The following is a 22,436-nucleotide window of genomic DNA, read 5'->3' on the forward strand; positions in this document are numbered from 1 at the left end:
TACCCTCGTTAAAGTGATTTAATACCGGTTTCAAATAAAATCCCATCGATGGCATGAGAAGCTGCAAATTCGATCTCATTTTCATCATTGCTTAAAAGTAACACTTTGCTATCAAAAAGGTAATTATCGGCAATTTTTTGCGCATGAAGGGCTAAACTTTTATCGACAACAAAGTAAGAAGCACCTAGCGCATTGGCAAAAATGAGCTCTTTAATATGTCTTACATGTAAAGCAAACGAAATCTTTTGTGCGACACAATACGCTGATAAGGCAGGTTCAAACTCAAAGAGAACCACAGCGTGTGAGGGTGTTTTGGCAATCTCTTCGATGGATGCAACTTGGTAGAAAGGCTCGCTGGAAATAAGTTCATGACCGATTAGTATCATTAGGGCAACCTTGCACACTCTTTCGAGCAGTAATAAAGTCCATCTTTAATGATGGCCTCTTTGTGGCTGATAAAGGTTGAACACGCATGGCACTCGACCATTGTTTCACCCTCTAGAACTTTTTTGGAAGCACTTTTTTGAATATCGTCTTTACGGCTATTTTTGAAAAAAAAGATATAAATTAGAAAGATAACACCGGCAAACAACGCGATTTTAATGAACATGAACATCCTTCATAACAAGATAATAGCGTTTATCACGCTGGTAAACGTGGCAATTTTTCAGCCCTTGGATCTCTTCATCGACCAGTTCGCCTTTGTAAAACAGAAGCGTTGTGGAAGGATCAATAAAGTTTTGACACAATTGTACCAACATTTTGGTGTTGGTAACGGCGCGCGAACTAATCAGATCGACCTGAAAAGGTGTGACTTTTTCCACTCTATTGGTGCATACATCGACATTTTTAAGTTCCAGTGTAGTTTTGGCTAAATGTAAAAAAGCACTTTTCTTTGCAATCGGCTCAAACAGTGTAAAATGAACGTGTGGCAGAGCCAGGGCGAGTAAGAGACCTGGAAATCCAGCCCCAGTGCCTATGTCAATCGCACGTTTTAAATCGTTTACATGTAAATACTGCAAAGGGTAAATGCTATCGTCCACATTTTTGAGTACAACCTCTTTGGTTTTGGCACCCGAGATATTGTGGGTTTGGTTGTATTGCAGCAGAAGGGTCGAAAACACGTCCACATCTTGCCAAAACGTATTGGGAAGCTCATATACAGCCATTGCCTAAAACCTTGTGTGTCATTTAAGCTTTTATAATAGCAAAATAGCGATTAATGAGCGATTAACCAAAAAATATAAGCATTCTTAGGGTAAGAAAGTCTCAAAAAAGGTTCAATAAATACGTCGTTGCAACTAATTGTTTCTATTTAGCATTCATTTATCAAGAAGCAGTAGAATGAAGTGTCTCTAAATTTTCAACAAAGGAGTTTTTTATGGCGATTATTTTACCGGCACTTCCTTACGAAGCTAACGCACTAGAACCTTACATCTCAGCCAATACCCTCTCTTTTCATCATGGAAAGCATCATCAAACCTATGTTACCAATCTGAACAATCTTATCAAAGAGAGTGAACTCGCCGACGAGAGTCTTGAAAAGATCATTGTAGCGGTTGTTAATAACCCTGAAAAAGTGGGTATTTTTAACAATGCCGCTCAAGTGTGGAACCACACCTTTTACTGGAACTGTATGAAAAAAGGCGGTGGTGGCATTCCCACTGGTGCCATTGCTTCTAAAATAACGGAAGATTTTGGCAGTTTTGAAGCGTTTGCCGATGCGTTTAAAAACGCAGGACTTACACAATTTGGTAGCGGTTGGGCGTGGCTGGTGTTAGAGGGTGGAAAACTGAAAATCACCAAAACCGCCAATGCTGACACGCCACTAGCCCACGGTCAAAAAGCACTTTTAACCGTCGATGTCTGGGAGCATGCGTATTATCTGGATTATCAAAACAGACGCGCTGATTATATGGATATTCTCCTCAAAAATCTTGTCAATTGGGATTTTGTTAACGCAAATTTAAACGCGTAACGTGCTTTTTTTAGGTTTACATGTAAAGCTCAAATGCTTTACATGTAAACACGTTTTTACGCTTGTTCACTGCCACAATAGGGGCATTTTTTAGCCGCAACGGGGATAGCCATAGCACATTCTGGGCAGACTTTTGTGACTGCTTCAGGTACTTTTTTCGGAGCGATTTTTGAGTAGCCTTTGATCATCATAAACATGACAAAGCCTAAGATGACAAACGAGGTGAAGTCATTGAAAAAGACACCCAGTTTAATCGCAGGCGCTCCTGCTTTTTCCAAATCTGCCAAAGAAGCATACGCCTTGCCATCGAGTGCGATGAAAAGCGATGAAAAATCCACATTGCCCAAAAGCAGACCAATGGGAGGCATAATCACGTTTGAGACAAGTGATTTGACAATGGTCGCAAATGCCGCACCAAAGATAAACCCAACCGCCATATCGACCACATTACCTTTGAGTAAAAAATCACGAAATTCTTTGAACATGGAACTCCTTTAAAATAGATGTTTGACGAAATATTTGGGAGATTCGACATATCTAAAATGGTGCGTATCCAAGTTATTCAAGAAGCTGAACGATGAGATCAGCATCGGCAATGCTGGCTTCGCGTATCATTGTGACTCCTAAAGAAGATGTCCCATTTGCTCTTTTTTCGTCTTCAAATAGCCTGCATTAAATTTATTGGAAGGAATAATCACAGGAATTCGCTCGACAATTTCAATGTTTTTCAGACTCTCAATTTTTTTAGGATTGTTGGTTAAAAGCTTAATTTGGGTGATCTTAAAATGGTCCAAAATAAACTCGACGATCTCATAGGTGCGCTCATCATCGAGAAAGCCTAGCTGATGGTTCGCTTCGATGGTGTTAAACCCTTTGTCTTGCAGCGCGTACGCATTGACTTTGTTGAGAAGCCCAATGTTTCTGCCTTCTTGACGTAAATAAATGACCATTCCACCTTGTTTTTCAATGGTTTCAAGCGCAAATTCCAGCTGATCACGGCAGTCACATTTGAGGCTTCCCATGCTGTCTCCGGTTAAACATTCGCTGTGAACACGCACCAACGGAATCTCTCCTAAAGGCTCTTTAAAAACGACTAAATGCTCTTTAATACCCTCTTTAAACGATTGGATTTTGAACGTCCCAAAACGTGATGGGAGGTTCGCAACCTCGGAAATTTCTATTTTCATTTTCTTTTATATCCAGTTATGCTAAAATCGTTATTTTTTATTAGACTTTCAAAAAGTCTTAGCACGCCACAACAGCGAAGCTCTTGTGACTACGTTAGCCACTGGGGCGCTAAAGCTAGCCGATTTCATCGGCAGAAAGTTTAATAAGGCAGGTCATTTTAACCAAGATAAGGCAAAAGAATGTTTAAAAGATTTAGAAGACTAAGAATGAATGCAACGCTTCGTTCACTGGTGCGCGAAACAACACTGAGTATGGACGATTTTATTTATCCGTTATTTGCTAAAAGCGGCGAAGGGTTTAAAAAAGAGATCAGCTCGATGCCGGGCGTTTTTCAGATGAGCATTGATGAAATTGTGAAAGAGTGTGGAAGCTTGCAAGACCTTGGCATCAACTCGATTATTTTATTTGGTATTCCTGAGGTCAAAGACAGCGTGGGAAGCGACGCGCTCTGCGAGCATGGCATTATCGCGAGTGCGATCAAAGCCGTTAAAAAAGCGTATCCGAACATGTTTGTCGTGACCGATTTGTGTTTTTGTGAATTTACCGACCACGGACATTGTGGTATTTTAGACATCGAGCATGAGAGCGTTGATAACGACGCGACACTCGAAATCTTAGCCAAACAAGCCCTCGTGCATGCGCACGCAGGTGCAGATATGATCGCTCCAAGTGGTATGATGGATGGTATGATCGAAGCATTACGCGAAGCGCTGGATAGCGAAGGGTTTATCAACCTTCCGATTATGAGTTATTCGACCAAATTTGCCAGTGCCTATTATGGACCCTTCCGCGATGTGGCAGAGTCTGCTCCAAGCTTTGGTGATCGTAAAACCTACCAAATGGACCCAGCAAACCGCAGAGAAGCGATCGCAGAATCGGTGGAAGATGAGATGCAAGGGGCGGACATCTTGATGGTTAAACCTGCTCTTGCATACCTAGACATCATCCGCGATGTGCGCAATGCAACCTCAACCCCTTTGTGTATTTACAACGTGAGTGGCGAGTACGCGATGCTTAAAGCCGCTGGGCGTGCAGGCGTGATTGATTATGAGCGTGTGATGATGGAGACGATGATCGCGTTTAAACGTGCTGGGGCTGATATGATCATCAGTTACCATGCGAAAGAAGTAGCTAAAGTTTTAAGAAGGAGATAAATTCTACGCAAGGCGTTAGCTTTAGTGCGGGGAATTTTATAGGGGCTTTGCCCAAATAAAAGGAGACATAAAAGTATGAGACATTTTTTAACCCTGAAAGATTATAGTAAAGAAGAGATTTTAGAGATCATCGATTTGGCGATCAAGATCAAAAAACAGGCTAAAAAAGGGAAATTTAAACCCTACCTTGAAAATCAAACCTTAGGGATGATTTTTGAAAAAAGCTCTACGCGTACGCGTGTGAGTTTTGAAGTCGGCATTCATCAGCTTGGAGGCAAAGGATTATTCCTCTCTTCCAATGACTTGCAACTCGGACGCGGTGAGCCCATGAAAGACACGGCGCGCGTTATTAGCCGCATGGTGGATATAGTGATGATACGCACCTTTGCGCAAAGTACCTTAGAAGAGTTTGCCGCTTATTCACGTGTGCCTGTTATCAGCGGTCTGAGCGATTCGTACCATCCTGTGCAATTGATGGCAGATTATCTTACAATGGTCGAGTACAAAAAAGATCAAAACCCCATCGTCGCGTATGTAGGCGATGGCAATAACATGACCCATTCGTGGCTCATGCTCGCTTCCAAACTGGGCTTTGAGCTTCGCGTCGCAACCCCCAAAGGGTATGAAGTCGATGCGACCATTTTAGAAGAAGCACTTGCTTTTGCCAAAGAGAGTGGTGCGGTCATTACAATCGGCAATGATCCAAAAGAGGCGATCAAAGGTGCTACGGTAGTGACAACCGACACATGGGTTTCGATGGGTCAAGAAGCGGAAAAAGCGAAGCGAATTGCTGATTTTCAAGGGTTTATGGTTGATGATGCGATGATGGACTTGGCAGAAAAAGATGCGATGTTTTTACACTGCTTGCCAGCGTACCGCGATTATGAAGTGAGTGAAAGTGTCTTTGAAGCACATGCCGATGAGATTTTTGATGAGGCAGAAAACAGACTTCATGCCCAAAAAGCCGTGATGGTATGGCTCGATAGGCATAGAAATAGCTAATGGAATTTAAAAGACGAAAAGAGTTCAGGATGATAGAAAAAATTTCTAAGGGTTTGAGCCTCAGTAAACAAAAAGAACAAACGGTTTTGGAGATAACTCCCAGCGAGGAAGAGAGCACAAAACTTTTGCGCCTTAAACGCGGTTCATGGGACAATGCGAAAGAGCCATGGTTGGTGTATGACGAGAAGCAAAAGCTCCATGCACTGCTCTCCATTGAGACGCTGAGCAAGATGATAGAGCATTTTAAAAAAGCGGAGCAAGAAGCCCTCTTTTTAAAGCTCGAAAAGAGCATTTTGCAGCAGTTACCGCTCGATTTTAACGATGTTTTAACCGTGGCAATGGAAGAGATGAACAAAAGTAAAAAGAAAGACATAGACTTTAATAAACTAATCAAAAAGATCAAAAAAGATCACCCCAATCTCTTTTTAGATATTAAAGATCTCTATTTGCCTGAAGGGGCGAGTATTATCAGCGCGACACAGCGCTAGGATGCAGCATGATTGATTTTGATAAATTTGCCAAGTACTCCAAAGCGGGTCCTAGGTACACGAGTTACCCAACAGCGCCCGAGTTTCACGAGAGCTTTACATGTAAAAGTTATGAGGACGTCTTGGCAACCCAAGATAAGAGCCGTAAACTCTCTTTATATTTTCACCTTCCTTTTTGCCGAAGTGCTTGTTATTTCTGTGGCTGTAACGTTGTTTACACGAGCAAAGAAGATAAAAAAGAGCGCTACATTGACTATCTTGAGCGCGAACTCGAACTGCTTTCCAAACACCTTGATACGTCGCGTGAAGTGATTCAGATGCACTTTGGTGGTGGTACACCAACGTTTTTTAGCACAGCACAGTTGGAGCGCATTATCGGCGCTATCAAGCGCCACTTTAAAAACTTTGCCAAAGACGCTGAAATCAGCTGTGAGATCGACCCTCGTTACTTAACCAAAGAGCAGTTAGATGTGCTTACATGTAACGGGTTTAACCGTGTGAGTTATGGTGTGCAAGACTTTAACGATGGGGTTCAAAAAGCGATCCATCGCATCCAGCCTTACGATGTGACTGCCAATGTCGTGAAGATGGCAAAAAGTGCAGGCATCAAGTCGATCAATATGGATTTGATTTACGGACTGCCGTATCAAACGTTTGGTACGTTCAAAGAGACACTTCGTTTAGCCGTTTCCCTTGATCCAAGCCGTTTAGCCGTCTTTAACTACGCGCACGTGCCGTGGATGAAAAAATCAATGCGTAAGATCGATGAAACGACACTCCCACACCCGAGTGTCAAGCTTGCCATTATGCGTTATACGATTGATTATTTAGAGTCCAATGGCTACAAAATGATCGGCATGGATCACTTTGCAAAGCCAGATGATGAGCTTTTCTTGGCGATTGAAAAAGGCGAATTGCACCGCAATTTCCAAGGGTATACGACCAAAGGTGGCGCTGATCTTATCGGCATTGGACTCACGAGCATCGGTGAGGGTTTGAGTCATTACGTGCAAAACTTCAAAGAGATGGATGCGTACGAAAACGCCATCGATGCGGGTGTTTTGCCTGTGCATCGTGGGTTGACACTCAATGATGACGACGTACTTCGCAAAGCGGTTATTATGGAGATGATGAGCAATTTTAAACTCAATATCGCTGGCATTGAACAAGCATTTGGCATTGACTTTTTTGACTATTTTGCGGATGCTGTTAAAGCGCTTGAGCCATTTGAGCAAGAAGAATTAGTCGTTGTGGATAGAATTGCTAAAAAAATCTTCGTCAATACCACGGGCACACTGCTCATTCGCAACATCGTGATGCCTTTTGATGCGTACCTCCAAAAAATCCCTGAAGAGCTACGACGCTTCAGTAAAACGGTGTAAATGATGTTTAAATTTAATGTAACGAGCGATGCGTGTGTCAAGTGCGGAAAATGTATTCCTGTGTGTACGATTCACGAAGTTAACCGTGATGAAGTAACTTCGCCACGAGGCTTTTTAGATCTTCTTGGCGCGTACCAACGCGGTGAACTCGAGCTGGATAAAAACGCTAAAGACATCTTTGAGAGCTGTTTTTTATGTACTAACTGTGTCGATGTCTGTCCGAACGATCTGCCTGTGGATATGCTGATAGAACAAGCACGTAATGATATTCGTAAAAAATTTGGACTTGCGTGGTACAAAAAACTCGCCTTCTTTTTACTGCGCAACCGTAACATTATGGATGTGCTTGCACGCTTTGGTTACATGTTTCAAACCTGTGGTTTTAAGATGGTAGAGAAACAAAGCTCTATGTATCTTAGAAATTTCCCTATCATTAAGATGGACAGACTCTTTCCAAGCCTTGCCAAAAAGACCTTTTTAAATTCCCATCCTGATGTTGTTTATAATGGTGGTAAGGGCAAAGTAGGTATTTTTATCGGGTGTTTGGCAAACTACATGTACACCGACATCGGCAAGTCGCTTTTAGAGATTTTAAAAGAGTTACAGATAGACGCTTACCTTATCAAACAACAAAAATGCTGTGGTGCGCCTCAGTACTTCACGGGCGATTTTGACAGTGTGGATTTTTTGGCAAAATTCAACATCGAATACATCGAAGGTTTTGTAAATGAACTTGATGCCATCATCATCCCTGAAGCGACCTGTAGCGCGATGATCAAAGCAGACTACATTCATTTTTTCCACGATCAACCCGAGTGGCAAGCAAGAGCCAAAGCCATCGCTCCACACATCTTTATGGCAACGGAATACCTAGAGAAAAAGACGAATTTAGCACAGATCTTAGCAACCAAAGCCAAACAAAGCGACACCGTTACCTACCATGACCCCTGCCACGCTCGTAAAATGCAAGGCGTTTGGAAAGAACCACGCAACTTACTCTCTAAAAATTACGCCATGATTGAGATGAGCGACCCAAATCGCTGTTGTGGTTTTGGTGGCGTTACCATGCAAACTGGAAATTACCGTTTTGCTAAAGCCGCAGGACTCCCAAAAGCCGCGATGATTAAAGAAACAGGTGCTGAGTATGTCAGTGCTGAGTGTAGCGCCTGTCGTATGCAGCTGAGTGATGCAATGCACGGACAAAAGGTCGATGTTGTGTTTAAAAACCCGATTGAGTTGATTGCTAAAGCGCTAAGAGAGGGGTAATACTGCCTAATGTTTTTTCTATTGTAACAGAGCTCAATGTGGGGTCGAAATTTTTGACCTCACGTTGTGTGTAATTCTTCAATTTATGGTGAATATTAGTGAATCCAACGATTAAATGCCGTAGTCGTGCTCAACCTTTGAAATTCTTGTTTTAAAAGATAAATACCATTTTTCATGACCAAGCCTTTGTGCTTCTTGATGCTCAAGATTAGCTTTCCAGTTTTTTATTGACTCAATATCTGACCAATACGAAACGGTAATGCCTACATCTTCTCGCGCAGACTCAACTCCGATAAATCCAGGCTGCTTTGAAGCCAATTCAACCATTTTAGTTGCCATTTCTCCGTAACCATTATCACCTTCAGTGCGAAGAGAAATAAAGATTACTGCGTAATACGGTGGCTTTGGTGTTTTTGCTATGAGAGACATGGGAACTCCTTTATTGGTATTTTGCGAATACTATCTATAAAGAGCTTGATATTTGTTAAATAATTGAACACATAAACTGTTAGCTAAAATGTGGAAGGCAGAGGTAGCTAAACTCTTTACATGTAAACCCCTCATTTGACAAAAAACCTTCACCTATGTATAATAAACACTAAATAAAGTACCAAAAAAGGTGTCTATTATGCAACCTATTTTATCAAACTACACAGCAAGCATCACTGAGCTTAAAAAATCACCTACGCAAATCCTTGAAAATGCAGGCGATGAAGTCATTGCTATACTCAATCATAATGTGGCAAGTGCTTACCTTGTTCCTTCTAAAACCTATGAAAAATTGATGGCGATGCTAGATGATTATATGCTCTCCAAAGAAGTCACAAGCAGGCAAAGCGAAACTTATACGCCTATCAAAGTAACACTTGATGAGCTATGAGTTAGAGTTTCACCCACAAGCGCTCAAAGAGTGGAAAAATTTGGGTGAGACTATTAAGGAGCAGTTTAAAAAGAAACTGAAAGAGAGACTGGAAAATCCAAAAGTGCCTAAAGACAAACTGGTTGGATTTGATGCGGTCTATAAAATCAAACTCAAAACAGCAGGATACAGACTTGCCTATGAAGTGATTGATGAAAGGGTTGTTATCATTGTTTTAGTTGTGGGAAAACGTGAAAACAATAAAGTTTACAATGCGCTTCATTCACGATTTGGCAAATAAATTATCTTTACATGTAAACCCCTCCTTGACACCAATCCTTCATTAAACTATAATTATCCATAAGATTATCCGTATAATAGCGAGGATTAAAATGCTAACTTACAAACCCAATGAACTGATGAGTAGTACCGATGTAGCGAAGAATTTTGGCAGTGTACTTGCGAAATTGGCGAGTCATGAGGTTGCGAAAATTGGTGTTTTGAAAAACAACAAGCTTGATTTTGTGATTATGCGTAACGATGAAATAGACCAACTTGTGCAACAAGAGATTGCACGGTTAAAATTTGAAGAAGATAAAAAATTTGTAGCCGCTCAAGTGCAAAAACTCAAAAACAACGAAGCGACCTTTTATTCACTTGAAGCGTTAGAAAAACGTTTAAGCAATGAAGCTTAGGTTTGAAAAAGAGTTTGTGCTTTCTCTCGAAAAAAAGATTCAGTTTATAGCGTTGGATAATCCAAGTGCCGCTAAAGCCTTTCAAAAAGGTATTTTGAAAAGTTGTCAAACATTGCTTGAGATGCCCTATAAATGTAGACAATCCATCTATCATGATGATAAAACGATACGAGATCTCATTTACAAAGGCTATACCATTGTTTATGCGATTGAAGAAGAGTTTATCTCTGTCTTGGCGCTGATTCATCAAGAATTATATCATCCAAAAGGGGCGTGATATAAGAAATAAAACCTTTACATGTAAACCTCTAGTTTTTCACCAAAAGATACTTCTTCCAAATCCAAATCGCCAACATAAGCGCCACACTTCCAAACAAAGCTCCGAACAATCCCACGTTTGCCATTGAACTTTTCGATATAACGAAACTTCCCACAAAAGCACCTCCGCCGATGCCAATGTTATAGATGCCCGAATAAAGGGACATGGCAACGTCGGTTGCATCGGGGGTTAGTTCTAAAACGGTGACTTGCAGAATGAGGCTAACGAGGCAAATCGCAATGCCCCAAAATAGGCATAGAGCGCTGAATGGCATTTCATAAGGTGCAAAGGGAAGCATCAACAGTAGCGATGCAATGAGGAGTCCGAGTGAACTGACAGCAATCGTAAAAGGATAGTGGTGTTTGAAGCGTGCGAAGATGATACTTCCAAGCATCCCTGCGATACCGAAGATAAAAAGTGTGATGGTCGCAAAGTCACCGCTTAAATGGGCGATTTGTTGCACAAAAGGCTCGATGTAGGAGTACGCTGTAAAATGCGCGGTGATGGCTAAAGCGGTTAAAAGATACACACCCATAAGGGCTGGTCGTTTAATGAGTTGCGGTAAACTTTTCAGCGAACCTGCGTTCACACTGGGAAGCTGTGGTAAGAGTTTGAGGAGAAAAAACATCATCGCAAAGGCGATCAAAGCGATGCAGGCAAAGGTGGTGCGCCAGCCCAAACTTTGACCGATGAGACGACCCAGAGGTAAGCCCAAAACGATGGCAAGGGATGTGCCTGTGGCTAAAATGCCCAGTGCGCGCGTTTTTTTACCTTGTGGGGCTAAACGATACGCTAGTGAAGCGGTTATCGACCAAAAGATAGCATGCGAAAGGGCGATGCCAATGCGCGAAATCATCAAAACCCAAAAACTCCACGCGAGCATGGAGAGAATATGACTGGCAATAAAAAAAGAGAATAAAAGCAGAAGCAGTTTTTTGCGCTCCATATCTTTGGTAAGCAGCATCAACGGTAACGATGTTGTGGCTACGACCCACGCATAAACGGTCATCATCAGTCCAGCGTGTGCTTCGCTAATGTTAAAATCACTCGCGATGTCCGTGAGGAGGCTAATGGGAGCAAATTCGGTGGTGTTAAAAATAAACGCTGAAATGGTGAGACAAACGACGGGAAACCAAGGTCTCCATAAGCGTAAAAGCGAAGCAAACATAGTCAAAAAGCCTTGTGGTAAATGAGCGGTCATTGTAGCCAAACTAGGGAAAAACCTCGTTGAAACGCTCGTTTGAGAGCGGGGATTTAACGAAAAATTTGTATAATAATCGCTTACATGTAACCAAAAGAGGACGAATGAAAGAAGAAAATCTCTGCCCTTGTGATAGTGGAAAAACCTATGCAACGTGTTGTGAACGGTACCATAAACATCATAATGCTCCAACGGCTGAGGCACTCATGCGTTCACGTTACGCTGCGTTTGTCTTTGGATTGGTGGACTATCTGGTTGAAACCACGCATCCAAGCCATCGCACAAAGCATTTGAGAGAAGAAATTGCCTTTACATGTAAAGCGTTGGCATGGACAGATTTGAGTGTTTTAGAGTGTTGGCAAGGGGGAGAAAACGATAAAGTAGGTAAAGTCTCGTTTCGTGCTTCGTTTGTGCAAAATGATGCGAAAGGTTTGCATGAAGAGCATTCACGCTTTAAGCGATTTGGCAAAGCGTGGATGTATGTCGATGGCGATGTGAAAGGGTAGTCATGTACGCACTGGAAGTGATTCAGCAAGAACTCAAAGAGGACATCGAGCATTTTGGGCGCGTGGTGTACGTCAAAAAAGGCGAAATCCTGATGCGCCCCGAAGAGTGCATGGAGCACTTTTTTGTCATCTTGGAAGGACGTGTCAAAATTTCACAGATCAATTTTGAGAATGGCAAAGAGCAGATACTCTATCTTTTATCGAAAGGCGATATGTACGACATCATTACCCTTTTGGATGCCAAAGTGCATGAGAATGTGGCGATGGCGCTCGATGATGTGAAACTCCTTGTCTTTCCCATCGAGCTGTTTCGCGAGTGGATCGAGACCAAACCTTCGTTTAACAAACTCTTTTTGCCTTATGTTGCGAAACAACTGCGCGATGTGGAAACCTTGGCAAGCGATCTTTCGTTGTATGATACGACAACGCGTTTGGTAAAATTGATCGCTAAAAATATCGAAAAACAAGGCGATAAGCAGACGCTTAAACTCATTAATAACCTCTCGCATGAAGAGCTCGCAAGCCTTGTGGGGACAGTGCGCAAAGTGCTTAACCGTAATTTACAATCCTTAAAAAAGCAAGGGCTGATTGATGTGAAACGCAAAGAGATTTTCATCAAAGACTCCCAAAACCTACTCGAACACCTTCCTGAAGAATAAACGTCATACAATCACATTCTGCCTCGCAAGAGGCAAGCTTTAGCGCCACAGCGGCTTAGCGTAGGCTTTTGGGCTTTGCCTAAAAGCCGTGATTAAAAATGGTTTTTGTGCTACTTAAGTGGCAGACATTTATTTTTACATGTATTAAACTTCTCTCAAAAAAATAAGGAGTTTACCATGTTAGTCACACGATTTAATCCGTTTAGAGAACTCAAAGAGTTGGAGAGTCGCTTGTTTAACTACAATCTTGAACAAGCAGATGAGAGTGGCATCTCCGCGTTTCGTCCAACGGTGAGTACGCGTGAAGGTGAATTTGCGTACCACATTGAAGTCGATCTTCCAGGGATCAAAAAAGAGGACATTCACATTGATCTCAAGGAAAATCAGATCATCATCTCAGGCGAGCGAAGTTTTAAAGAAGAGCGTGCGGAAAAAGACTACTACAAAGTCGAGAGCAGTTACGGCAAGTTCCAACGAAGCTTCGCGCTGCCTGAGAACGTAGATGTGGAAAACATTGAGGCGAGCAGCGAAAACGGTGTGCTCGAAGTCGTGCTTCCTAAACTCAAAGTTGAAAAAAGCGAAGTGAAAAAAATCGCCGTCAAATAGTTTACATGTAAGGAGTGCAAAGCTCCTTACCTCTTCTTCATTCTCCTCTAATCCCAAATGTGTTAGCATACTTACGATCTTTTACATGTAAGGATTTTAATGCTTTTTTGGAATAACATTTACAGCCAATTTGACCCTGTTGCTTTTAAATTAGGACCCGTTGCCGTGCATTGGTATGGGCTTATGTATATGCTTGCCCTTCTTGGCGCGCTTTACGCCGCGAAGTGGTTTGTCAAGCGTGATAATCTCGGCTTTACTAATCAAGTCTTAGAGAGCTATTTTATTTGGATCGAAATCGGCATCGTTTTGGGTGCGCGCATTGGGTATATTCTGTTTTACGATCCGCATGTGGATTATTATTTAAGCCATCCATGGCAGATGTTTAACCCTTTTATGGATGGAACGTTTGTGGGCATTCGGGGCATGAGCTATCATGGTGCGATTGTCGGATTTTTCCTAGGAACGTGGTTTTTTTACCTCAAACACACGATCAACGTCTGGAGACTTTTGGATGTGGTAGCGCTCAGTGTGCCGGTGGGGTATGTTTTTGGTCGTATCGGAAACTTTTTAAATCAAGAGCTCTTTGGTCGTCCCACCGACGTGCCATGGGGTATTTACGTCGATGGTGTACTGCGTCACCCTTCGCAACTCTACGAAGCACTCCTTGAAGGCTTAGCGGTCTTTCTCCTGCTGTATATCTATCGAAACTTCAAAAAATACGATGGTGAGCTCATCGCTCTGTACGGGCTTTTCTACTCCATTGGTCGCTTTGTGGCGGAATTTTGGAGAGAACCCGACTTCCAAATTGGCTTTGTCTATGGCGATTGGATGAGCAAAGGACAAGCGCTCTCAATTCTGATGGCAATTGCCTCTGTTGTATTATATATGCTTATTATCAAACAGGGGAGAAGAGGGTAAAAAATCCCTTTTAAATCCCCTTTCGTGTATTATAATTTCGATCAGTATGTACACAATAGCATAATCGTAATGCTTCAAAATGAACTAAAAATGCTTTGGAAATAGGGTTTTTAAATGAGATTAAGTATTTATGAATGTGTTATCGTGCACATTGATGAGTGTTTATAAAACTTCACAAAAAGGATAAGATGTGAGTGACCTACTTGAAGGTTTTCTAGGTACGAGCGTTGAGGGAAAAAAGAGTAGAGTTCCAGCCAAACTTGATTATATTCAAAGTGCGACAGGACTCTTCTTAGGTTTGTTTATGTGGGGACATATGTTCTTTGTATCAACAATTTTGATCAGCAAAGACTTTATGTACACCGTAACCAAAATGTTTGAAGGCAGTCTGTTCTTAAGCGAACCACAGCCTTGGATCGTTTCAGGAATCGTATTGTTTGTGTTTGCTGTCTTTATTGTACATGCAATGCTCGGTATGCGAAAATTGCCTATTAATTTTAGACAGTATCAAGCCTACAAAACACACATGGGCATGATGAAACACGATGATACGACAATGTGGTTTACACAAGCGTTCACCGGTTTTGCAATGTTCTTCTTGGGTTCTGCACACCTCTTTACGATGGCGGTTAAAGCAGATGAAATTGGACCATACGGTTCAGCCGATAGAATGTACAGCGACTTTATGTGGCCATTTTATCTTCTTCTTCTTCTAGCCGTTGAGTTCCACGGTGGTATTGGTCTTTACCGTCTCTGTGTTAAATGGGGTTGGTTTGAAGGCGAAAACGCTAAAGAATCTCGTAAAAACCTCAAAAAAGTGAAATGGGCTGTTACCGTCTTTTTCTTGGCACTTGGTCTTTTAACACTGGCTGCGTATGTCAAAATTGGCTACGAGCACAGAGATAATGCAGGTGAAGCGTATAAACCAACGGCACAAGTAGAAGCAAGATATGATGTGAAGGTTAGGGCGTAAAAATGAACGTAAAATATTGTGATGCACTGGTAATCGGTGGTGGTTTAGCAGGTCTTAGAGCGGCGGTTGCGACGCAATCTCGTGGTCTTAGTACAACAGTTTTAAGTCTTTGTCCGGTCAAGAGATCTCACTCTGCTGCGGCACAAGGTGGTATGCAAGCAAGTCTTGGTAACTCAAAAATGAGTCGTGGTGATAACGAAGATGTTCACTTTGCCGATACCGTAAAAGGTAGCGACTGGGGCTGTGACCAAGAAGTTGCACGTATGTTCGTTACCGTTGCTCCTAAAGCGATCCGTGAATTAGCGGGCTGGGGCGTGCCTTGGACGAGAATTGCTAAAGGTAGCAGAGAAGCGATCATCAATGCTGAGCGAACAACCATTGTGGAAGACGATGAAGTCCATGGTTACATTCACTCACGTGACTTTGGTGGTACGAAAAAATGGAGAACCTGTTATACAGCAGATGCAACAGGACATACCATGCTTTTTGGTGTTGCCAATGAAGCACTTAAACATAACGTCAACATTGAAGATCGAAAAGAAGCGATTGCGTTGATTCATGAAAACAACCGTTGTTACGGTGCGATTGTAAGAGATCTTGTAACAGGTGAGCTTTGGGCTTACGTTGCTAAAGGAACACTCATCGCAACGGGGGGTTATGGAAGATTGTACAAACAAACAACCAATGCGGTTATTTGTGATGGTATCGGTGCTGCGATTGCCCTTGAGACGGGTGTTGCGACACTGGGTAACATGGAAGCCGTACAATTCCACCCAACTCCAATCGTTCCTTCAGGTATCCTTTTAACTGAAGGTTGTAGAGGTGATGGTGGTCTTCTAAGAGACGTTGATGGACATCGTTTTATGCCTGACTATGAGCCAGAGAAAAAAGAACTAGCAAGTCGTGACGTTGTAAGTCGTCGTATGATGGAACACATCCGTAAAGGTAAAGGTGTTAAATCTCCGTATGGTGAGCATTTGTGGCTAGATATTTCGATTCTTGGTCGTGCACACATTGAGAGAAACCTAAGAGATGTGCAAGAAATTTGTCAAATCTTTAACGGTATTGACCCTGCGGATGAAGGTCCAAAAGGTTGGGCGCCCGTTCTTCCAATGCAACACTACTCAATGGGTGGTATCAGAACCAAACCAACGGGCGAGTCTCCTACCCTTTCAGGTCTCTTCTCTGCAGGTGAAGCGGCATGTTGGGATATGCACGGATTTAACCGTCTTGGCGGTAACTCAGTGAGCGAAACCGTTGTTGCAGGTATGATTGTGGGTGATTATTTTGCAGATTTTTGTTTATCCAATGAAGTGGATGTTAATACGGCAACGATTGAAAAAGCACTCAAAAAACAAAAAGATTTTATCGATCATCTGTTAACCAACAAAGGTAAATACAACATCTTTGAAATCAAAAACAGAATGCGTGAAATTATGTGGGAAAAAGTTGCGATTTTCCGTGATGGCAAAGGTCTTGCTGAAGCGGTCAACGAGCTTGAAGAGCTGCTTAAAAAATCGCACGATGTTAACGTTAAATCGAAAACAACCTCTGCCAATCCAGAGCTTGAAGAGGCGTACCGAGTCCCTATGATGCTCAAACTTGCTCTGTGTGTTGCGATGGGTGCGCGTGAGCGAACCGAGAGTCGTGGAGCGCATTACCGTGAAGACTTCTTGAAACGTGATGATGCAAACTGGTTGAAACGAACCCTTACCTCATGGAGCGAGGGTGCTACGCTTCCAACCGTGAGCTATGAAGATTTAGACATTATGAAGATGGAAATTCCACCAGCGTTCCGCGGATACGGTGCAAAAGGTATGATTATTGAAAATGAACTCAGCCTTAAACGCCAAGAAGAGGTAGACAAGATTCGTGAAGAGATGGAAGCTGCAGGCAAAGACAGACATGCGATCCAAGATGCGCTGATGCCATTTACGCTTCAACCTTACTATAAAGCTAAAAATGAGAGATTTGGAGATGCACAATGAGTAGAACGATTACCATAAGGGCTATGAAATATAACCCACAATCAAAACTTTCTAAAGCACACTTTGCAGAGTACAAGCTAGAAGAGACTGATGGTATGACTCTGTTTATTGCGCTGACCAAAATTCGTGAGACAATGGACGCGGATCTTTCGTTTGACTTTGTATGCCGTGCAGGTATCTGCGGTAGTTGTGGCATGATGGTCAATGGTAAACCCTCTTTGGCATGCCGTACATTGACAAAAAATTTCCCAGGTGGCGTGATTCAACTTATGCCAATGCCTGCATTTAAACTGATCAAAGATCTTTCGGTTGATACTGGTAACTGGATGAACGATATGAGTAGACGTGTTGAGAGTTGGATTCACACGAACCACAAACCTGATATTGCTAAACTTGAAGCGCCGATGGAGCCAAAACTCGCGGATGAGACCTTTGAGCTTGATCGTTGTATTGAGTGCGGTATTTGTGTTGCAGCGTGCGGTACAAAACTCATGCGTCCAAACTTTATTGGTGCGGTTGGTTTGAACCGAGTGGCTCGTTTTGCTATGGATCCACACGATGAGAGAACCGATGAAGACTTCTATGAGCTTGTCGGTGATGATGATGGTGTTTTTGGATGTATGAGTCTCGTTGCGTGCGAAGACAACTGCCCAAAACACTTACCACTTCAATCAAAAATCGCTTATATGAGACGCAAACTCGTAGCGCTTAGATAAATTTGCCTTCTTTTAAAGGGATAAGACACTTGTCTTATCCCTTGCCTTAATCTTGACATTTAGTCTTACATTTTTGTTTCTATTATAAGAAATACTGATATAATCAAAAAAACTTTAAAGATAGTATCTCATGCATGTAATCAATGATTTTTTCTTACTTATTTGGAGTGAGAGGTTAAACCAGCAGGCTGTTTTTGACGAAAAACATAAACGAGAGCTTGATCAGATTCTCTCAACCGCTTTCGATCATTTTTGCGATAGCGCTGCTATCTTGCTTATCATCAGCCCTCACAATTGTGCCAACATGGCACGCCTTGAAGAACCTAAAACCGTTTTAAAAACCCTGTTTCAACACACAACCTTTAGCAAAGAAACAATTCAATACGCTCAAAGCCAACTGCTCGGATATTTGATAGATCTAGGTAATGTCCAGATCAATCATGCCATTTTGAAACGCTTAGAGCTTTTAAAAAAAGAGGGGATTATCTCCTACGATGCCTTGCGTTCTCTCAGCAGCATCCTCTCACTTATCGAAGAGAAAAAGATCGAAGTCACGGCTTTACATGTAAAGCATGCAACACCCCAAGAAAACTACTACAAAACAGCACTCTATAGGCTTTTTGTTGCCATTGAAAACCTTAGACAGGTGATTGAACTTCCTCGTCTTCAAGAGCGCTTACATGGTATCCCCGAACGCCTTGAAAATCAACGCTTTTCCATCGGTATCACGGGCGTTATGAACGCAGGAAAATCCACGATGCTCAACGCGCTTTTGGGGCAAGAGGTTCTAGGAACGTCCGTTGTTCCCGAAACCGCCAATCTCACATTGATCAAATACGCCAAAGAGCCTTACGCTGTTGTAAACTTTTGGAATGCCAAAGAGTGGAACACCATCGAAGAGGGTGCGAAAAGCCTTAAGAGTTTGGAAGCGTTTGTAAAAGAAAGTAGGGCGCATTTTGGTGAAACGTTTAACACCCTCATCACTTCCAAAGGCGAGAGTGCGTCCATCCCCGTGGAAAGCTTAGCGCTGTATACCTCCGCCAAACACTCCGATAAAAAATGCAATCTTGTCAAAAGCGTGGAACTCTACACCGATCTGAAGTTTGTTCAAGATGGCGTCCAAATCGTCGATACTCCAGGACTCGATGATCCTGTGGTACAACGTGAAGAGATCACGCTGGAATACCTCAGTGAATGCGATTTGATGATTCATCTTATGAACGCGGCGCAAGCGGCAACGCAAAAAGATATTGACTTTATCATCGACGCGCTGTTGTACCGTAACGTGGCGCAGTTGCTCATCGTCATTACGCGCATTGACGCGATTGCCGAAAAAGAGTTGCAAGAGGTTATCGACTACACCAAACGCAGCATCGAAGCGCGTTTGAAAGAGCAAAACAGGGGTGCAAAACTCGATGAAGTGATCGCCAAGATCGTCTTTATTCCGATTGCGGGAAAACTGGCGTTGATGCACAAATTAGCTCAAGGCGAAGAAGCGCTTGCCCTTGGTTATGATATGGAGCGCACGGGTTTACCACTGGTGGAGGCGTATCTTGAAGAGGTGCTTTTTGGAAGCAACAGTCAAAAAGCCAATCTGATCATCTCCTCCAATCGTAAAGAGATCGAGTCACTCATCGTCGAATCGATGGCATCGTTTGAGCAAGAGCTGCACTACTTAAACATCTCGCACGAAGAGATTGAGCAAGCTTACGCCAAACACCAAGACGAAAAAACAGTGATGGCAAGTTTCCTAGAGCAGATCAAAACCAGTGTGGCGCAAAGCAAAGAGGAGATGGAGCACTACTTTGGTACCCTTCAAAAATTTGCAAGCAACCAACTTGATAAACTGCAAAATGTTGTAAAACGACGTATTACCGATGATGTCAGTTATGAGTTTAGTAAAAACAAAAAAGCGCCCAAAGAGGAGCGCATTGGCTCGATGATCGAGACGGCGATGAAAGATGGTTTGGTCGATGTGGTGCGGGATTATCGCTATGAATTTCAAAAAAAGATGCAAAGTGCTTTAGAGTACATGGATGCCCAATACGGCGAATTTAAAAGCGATACATCGGCACATCATTTTGATGCGAGAGCCTTTTGTGAAGAGCATTTGGGCTCACTTTTGATCTTTAAAAACAGCACGATTGTGATCTCTGGCGTCAATGATGCGATCAAAAAATACGGCAAAAATGATCTTAATATGCTTTCAACATCCCTTGATACGATTTTGGGAACCGAATTTTTACATGTCAAAGAGATGCTCGAAGCGAAATTGCACACCATCAATCATGAGCTATTAAGCTCTTTTGTAAGCCTCTGCGAAGCACCAGCACGTCTGATCGAGGAGCGTTTTAGCACTGAAGAGGCGCTGTTAGAAAAAGCAATGCGTCAGATGAAAGATGCAACACTGAACCGTGAAGCGCGCATTTTAGAGATCGAAGAGAAAAAACGTGTGATGGGCATTGTTTTAAATGATTTACATGTAACTAAGGAGTCAAAATGAGCCTGATAGAGAGTTTTGTCACCTCCTATAAAGAGCATTTTTTAAAAGAAGCTCCTCAATTTGATGCGACGCTTTTAGGCGCACTCAAAAAAGTACAGTACGTGCTTCTTAGCGAAGAACACCACGCTTCCATTCAGCTCAAAAAAGCGCTAGATCGCCTTCAAATGCGCTCCGAAGAGCCGATGAAAGTGGCGATTACGGGACAGTTTTCGAGTGGAAAATCCACCTTTTTGAATGCGCTTTTAGCCAAAAGTATTTTGCCCACAGGCATTACGCCCGTAACGTCTAAAGTCAATTATATTCGTTATGGCGAAGAGTTTAAGATCCGCGTACGCTATAAAGATGGACGGGATGAGTACCATGACATCAACACGATTGCGCACTTTACCGATCAGCGAGAGCACGTCGAAGACATTGCCTATCTTGTGCTGTATGCACCACTCAATATTCTTAAAGACGTTGTGTTTGTTGATACGCCTGGTCTGAATTCGCAAGCTGCAAGCGACACGCAAACGACCGAAAAAGTGCTCAGAGAAGTGGATGGTATTATCTGGTTGACGCTCATCGACAATGCGGGAAAAATGAGTGAACTTCAAGTTTTGGAAGAGTACCTTGGCAAGTACCAAAACAAGTCACTCTGCGTTCTCAATCAAAAAGATAAATTTACACCGCAACAGATCGAAGAGACAACCAACTATGTCAAAACAGCGTTTAAAGAGTTCTTTAGCGATGTCATCCCGATCTCAGCGCGTCAAGCGTTGGAATCACGCAGTCACGACAAAAAAGTGATGATGGAAGAGACGTTAGAATCGTTCATGCACGCTTTACATGTAAAGCTGCAAAACGGTGGCGAGAAGCTTGATTTTAGTGGTATTGAGCATGAATTTAAGGCGTATCAAACCACGCTGGATTCGATCTTGCAAAGTGACTTGGGGGCAAATCTTAAGCTCTTGGAAGCGTCAAATATCGATAAAGTCTTAGAGTTTATTCGCAATGAGATTCAACCCAAATCGACCCAGTCCAAAGAGTTTGCGATCAAAAAAGAGGTCAATGAAATTACAACCAAACTGATCGCACAGCATCAGCTTTTCCTCTCCATTTACGATGAACTTTTAGAAGAGATCGTCCGTTTCGAAACCGAAGCCAAGGGGCTTTTTAGCGATCTTAAAAGCAAATTTTCACACGATCTTAAGAGTGCGTTTATGCGCATTGAACAGATCATCGAAACGATTGCGGACGCGATTTACAACCAAATGAGCAGTGAGAAGCTGACACGCTACGAAGCCCAAAAAGCAGGACTGTTTAGCAAACAAGCCATCTATATTCCCTTTGAGTATCAAGCGCCTAAAATCAACTCCGATCTCATCTATAAAAGTCTCTTTTACGAAGAGAATCTCATCGGTAAAATGTTCAAACAATACGTCCGAAATCTTCTCTCCATCCAAAATGAAGTCAACGATAAAAACCGTTTGGTGTATCGCTCGTTAGAGCAGGGTATTTTAAAGTGGCAAGCGCCGTATGAGGTGATTCGCAAAAGCGAAGAGCTTCACTCTGACATCGAGTTTGCCAATATGCGCCGTTTTGCCTCGAAAGCGTATGAGAGCATTCTTAAGCCCTTTAACGATGAGATTGCCAGTTCGTACGCCAAGATCAGCTCTGAGTTCAACCATCTTTCCAGCGCGGTGAGTTTTAACTACCAAAATGCTACCGAAGTGTGTGTCGCATTTTTGGAAAATAAGATCGAAAAGTCCGTCAAACTGTACGAGGAAAACCCCACAAAATTTTCGCTCTACACGCCCAAACTTGATGAGATCAAAGAGCGCCTTCGAACATCGTTTCACCTCTACGAGCTTGAAAATATGATGAACACACGCAACACGTTTCTCAATAAAGATTACGACCGCTTGATCAGTCAATTTACCGCGATTAAAGAGGAGAAAGTAGCCTTTTTAGAAGAGCGAAAAGCACGCCACCACACGATCATCGAGCAGATAGAGGCATTGAGAAAAGAGATAGTGTAAGGCTATCCCTTTTT

Annotated in this window: 26 protein-coding genes; 19 read left to right on the forward strand and 7 right to left on the reverse strand. The window is 42.5% G+C overall.

Annotated features, from left to right (window positions below):
- Positions 1-8 precede the first annotated feature (8 nt).
- The 3 genes from JU57_RS03735 to rsmG are packed head-to-tail and all read right to left on the reverse strand — an operon-like array spanning position 9 to position 1,169.
- A complete protein-coding gene (locus tag JU57_RS03735; protein ID WP_037957133.1) occupies positions 9-386 on the reverse strand; it encodes a hypothetical protein in 378 nt (125 codons plus the stop codon).
- The gene (locus JU57_RS03740) at positions 386-610 is read right to left on the reverse strand and encodes a PP0621 family protein (protein WP_037957135.1); all 225 of its coding nucleotides are present in this window, start codon (positions 608-610) and stop codon (positions 386-388) included. The genes JU57_RS03735 and JU57_RS03740 overlap by 1 nt, the downstream gene beginning before the upstream one ends.
- Positions 600-1,169: a 16S rRNA (guanine(527)-N(7))-methyltransferase RsmG gene (gene rsmG / locus JU57_RS03745; protein WP_037957136.1), complete on the reverse strand. Its 570-nt coding sequence runs from the start codon at positions 1,167-1,169 to the stop codon at positions 600-602. The genes JU57_RS03740 and rsmG overlap by 11 nt, the downstream gene beginning before the upstream one ends.
- Positions 1,170-1,381: 212 nt before the next feature.
- On the opposite strand from rsmG, the gene JU57_RS03750 reads away from it, so the two are divergent.
- Positions 1,382-1,978 (forward strand): superoxide dismutase, encoded by a 597-nt coding sequence (locus JU57_RS03750; protein ID WP_037957137.1) that lies wholly within the window; start codon positions 1,382-1,384, stop codon positions 1,976-1,978.
- A 56-nt stretch (positions 1,979-2,034) separates the two neighbouring features.
- Here JU57_RS03750 and mscL read toward each other — a convergent pair whose 3' ends face one another.
- Positions 2,035-2,463 carry a large conductance mechanosensitive channel protein MscL gene (gene mscL, locus JU57_RS03755; protein ID WP_037957139.1) on the reverse strand — a complete coding sequence of 143 codons (429 nt, stop codon included), beginning with the start codon at positions 2,461-2,463 and terminating at the stop codon, positions 2,035-2,037.
- 138 nt (positions 2,464-2,601) lie between these two features.
- A complete protein-coding gene (gene ribA, locus JU57_RS03760; protein WP_037957140.1) occupies positions 2,602-3,165 on the reverse strand; it encodes a GTP cyclohydrolase II in 564 nt (187 codons plus the stop codon).
- A 180-nt stretch (positions 3,166-3,345) separates the two neighbouring features.
- Between ribA and hemB the strand changes: the two genes are divergently transcribed.
- From hemB to JU57_RS03785, 5 genes are all read left to right on the forward strand, one after another.
- Positions 3,346-4,320 (forward strand): porphobilinogen synthase, encoded by a 975-nt coding sequence (gene hemB, locus JU57_RS03765; RefSeq protein ID WP_037957142.1) that lies wholly within the window; start codon positions 3,346-3,348, stop codon positions 4,318-4,320.
- 75 nt (positions 4,321-4,395) lie between these two features.
- Positions 4,396-5,322, forward strand: a complete 927-nt coding sequence (argF, locus tag JU57_RS03770) for an ornithine carbamoyltransferase (protein WP_037957144.1) — start codon at positions 4,396-4,398, stop codon at positions 5,320-5,322.
- Positions 5,323-5,351: 29 nt separating this feature from the next.
- A complete protein-coding gene (locus tag JU57_RS03775) occupies positions 5,352-5,810 on the forward strand; it encodes a DUF2603 domain-containing protein (protein WP_294875714.1) in 459 nt (152 codons plus the stop codon).
- 8 nt (positions 5,811-5,818) lie between these two features.
- Positions 5,819-7,192: an oxygen-independent coproporphyrinogen III oxidase gene (gene hemN, locus JU57_RS03780; protein ID WP_037957150.1), complete on the forward strand. Its 1,374-nt coding sequence runs from the start codon at positions 5,819-5,821 to the stop codon at positions 7,190-7,192.
- Positions 7,193-7,195: 3 nt separating this feature from the next.
- Positions 7,196-8,458, forward strand: coding sequence for a (Fe-S)-binding protein (locus JU57_RS03785; protein ID WP_037957336.1), 1,263 nt, complete (start codon positions 7,196-7,198; stop codon positions 8,456-8,458).
- A gap of 111 nt (positions 8,459-8,569) precedes the next feature.
- Here the strand turns inward: JU57_RS03785 and JU57_RS03790 are convergent, their stop codons facing one another.
- A complete protein-coding gene (locus JU57_RS03790) occupies positions 8,570-8,887 on the reverse strand; it encodes an antibiotic biosynthesis monooxygenase (RefSeq protein ID WP_037957153.1) in 318 nt (105 codons plus the stop codon).
- Between the two features lie 199 nt (positions 8,888-9,086).
- Between JU57_RS03790 and JU57_RS03795 the strand changes: the two genes are divergently transcribed.
- The 4 genes from JU57_RS03795 (at position 9,087) to JU57_RS03810 (ending at position 10,289) form a co-directional block, all read left to right on the forward strand.
- Positions 9,087-9,338 carry a type II toxin-antitoxin system Phd/YefM family antitoxin gene (locus JU57_RS03795; protein WP_037957156.1) on the forward strand — a complete coding sequence of 84 codons (252 nt, stop codon included), beginning with the start codon at positions 9,087-9,089 and terminating at the stop codon, positions 9,336-9,338.
- The gene (locus tag JU57_RS03800; RefSeq protein WP_037957159.1) at positions 9,328-9,618 is read left to right on the forward strand and encodes a type II toxin-antitoxin system RelE/ParE family toxin; all 291 of its coding nucleotides are present in this window, start codon (positions 9,328-9,330) and stop codon (positions 9,616-9,618) included. The genes JU57_RS03795 and JU57_RS03800 overlap by 11 nt, the downstream gene beginning before the upstream one ends.
- Positions 9,619-9,709: 91 nt before the next feature.
- The gene (locus tag JU57_RS03805) at positions 9,710-10,012 is read left to right on the forward strand and encodes a hypothetical protein (protein WP_037957162.1); all 303 of its coding nucleotides are present in this window, start codon (positions 9,710-9,712) and stop codon (positions 10,010-10,012) included.
- Entirely contained in the window at positions 10,002-10,289 is a 288-nt protein-coding gene (locus tag JU57_RS03810; RefSeq protein ID WP_051906566.1) for a type II toxin-antitoxin system RelE/ParE family toxin, read from the forward strand. The genes JU57_RS03805 and JU57_RS03810 overlap by 11 nt, the downstream gene beginning before the upstream one ends.
- Positions 10,290-10,320: 31 nt before the next feature.
- Here the strand turns inward: JU57_RS03810 and JU57_RS03815 are convergent, their stop codons facing one another.
- Positions 10,321-11,499: a sugar transporter gene (locus JU57_RS03815; protein WP_037957165.1), complete on the reverse strand. Its 1,179-nt coding sequence runs from the start codon at positions 11,497-11,499 to the stop codon at positions 10,321-10,323.
- Between the two features lie 137 nt (positions 11,500-11,636).
- On the opposite strand from JU57_RS03815, the gene JU57_RS03820 reads away from it, so the two are divergent.
- The 9 genes from JU57_RS03820 to JU57_RS03860 all read left to right on the forward strand — a co-directional run bounded on the left by JU57_RS03820 (position 11,637) and on the right by JU57_RS03860 (position 22,422).
- Complete coding sequence (locus tag JU57_RS03820) at positions 11,637-12,038, forward strand: YchJ family metal-binding protein (RefSeq protein ID WP_037957169.1); 402 nt, start codon at positions 11,637-11,639, stop codon at positions 12,036-12,038.
- 2 nt (positions 12,039-12,040) lie between these two features.
- Complete coding sequence (locus JU57_RS03825; protein ID WP_037957172.1) at positions 12,041-12,697, forward strand: Crp/Fnr family transcriptional regulator; 657 nt, start codon at positions 12,041-12,043, stop codon at positions 12,695-12,697.
- Between the two features lie 177 nt (positions 12,698-12,874).
- Positions 12,875-13,303, forward strand: a complete 429-nt coding sequence (locus tag JU57_RS03830) for an Hsp20/alpha crystallin family protein (protein WP_037957174.1) — start codon at positions 12,875-12,877, stop codon at positions 13,301-13,303.
- Positions 13,304-13,402: 99 nt separating this feature from the next.
- Positions 13,403-14,221 carry a prolipoprotein diacylglyceryl transferase gene (gene lgt / locus JU57_RS03835; protein ID WP_037957176.1) on the forward strand — a complete coding sequence of 273 codons (819 nt, stop codon included), beginning with the start codon at positions 13,403-13,405 and terminating at the stop codon, positions 14,219-14,221.
- A 190-nt stretch (positions 14,222-14,411) separates the two neighbouring features.
- Positions 14,412-15,194, forward strand: coding sequence for a fumarate reductase cytochrome b subunit (locus JU57_RS03840; protein WP_037957180.1), 783 nt, complete (start codon positions 14,412-14,414; stop codon positions 15,192-15,194).
- A gap of 2 nt (positions 15,195-15,196) precedes the next feature.
- The gene (locus JU57_RS03845; protein ID WP_037957182.1) at positions 15,197-17,182 is read left to right on the forward strand and encodes a fumarate reductase flavoprotein subunit; all 1,986 of its coding nucleotides are present in this window, start codon (positions 15,197-15,199) and stop codon (positions 17,180-17,182) included.
- Positions 17,179-17,898, forward strand: a complete 720-nt coding sequence (locus JU57_RS03850) for a fumarate reductase iron-sulfur subunit (RefSeq protein WP_037957184.1) — start codon at positions 17,179-17,181, stop codon at positions 17,896-17,898. Before JU57_RS03845 ends, JU57_RS03850 begins: the two co-directional genes overlap by 4 nt.
- Before the next feature lie 130 nt (positions 17,899-18,028).
- Positions 18,029-20,401 (forward strand): dynamin family protein, encoded by a 2,373-nt coding sequence (locus tag JU57_RS03855; protein ID WP_037957187.1) that lies wholly within the window; start codon positions 18,029-18,031, stop codon positions 20,399-20,401.
- Positions 20,398-22,422, forward strand: coding sequence for a dynamin family protein (locus JU57_RS03860; RefSeq protein ID WP_037957189.1), 2,025 nt, complete (start codon positions 20,398-20,400; stop codon positions 22,420-22,422). The genes JU57_RS03855 and JU57_RS03860 overlap by 4 nt, the downstream gene beginning before the upstream one ends.
- The last annotated feature ends 14 nt before the right edge of the window (positions 22,423-22,436 follow it).

The organism is Sulfurospirillum sp. SCADC, assembly GCF_000743525.1.
Lineage (GTDB): Bacteria > Campylobacterota > Campylobacteria > Campylobacterales > Sulfurospirillaceae > Sulfurospirillum.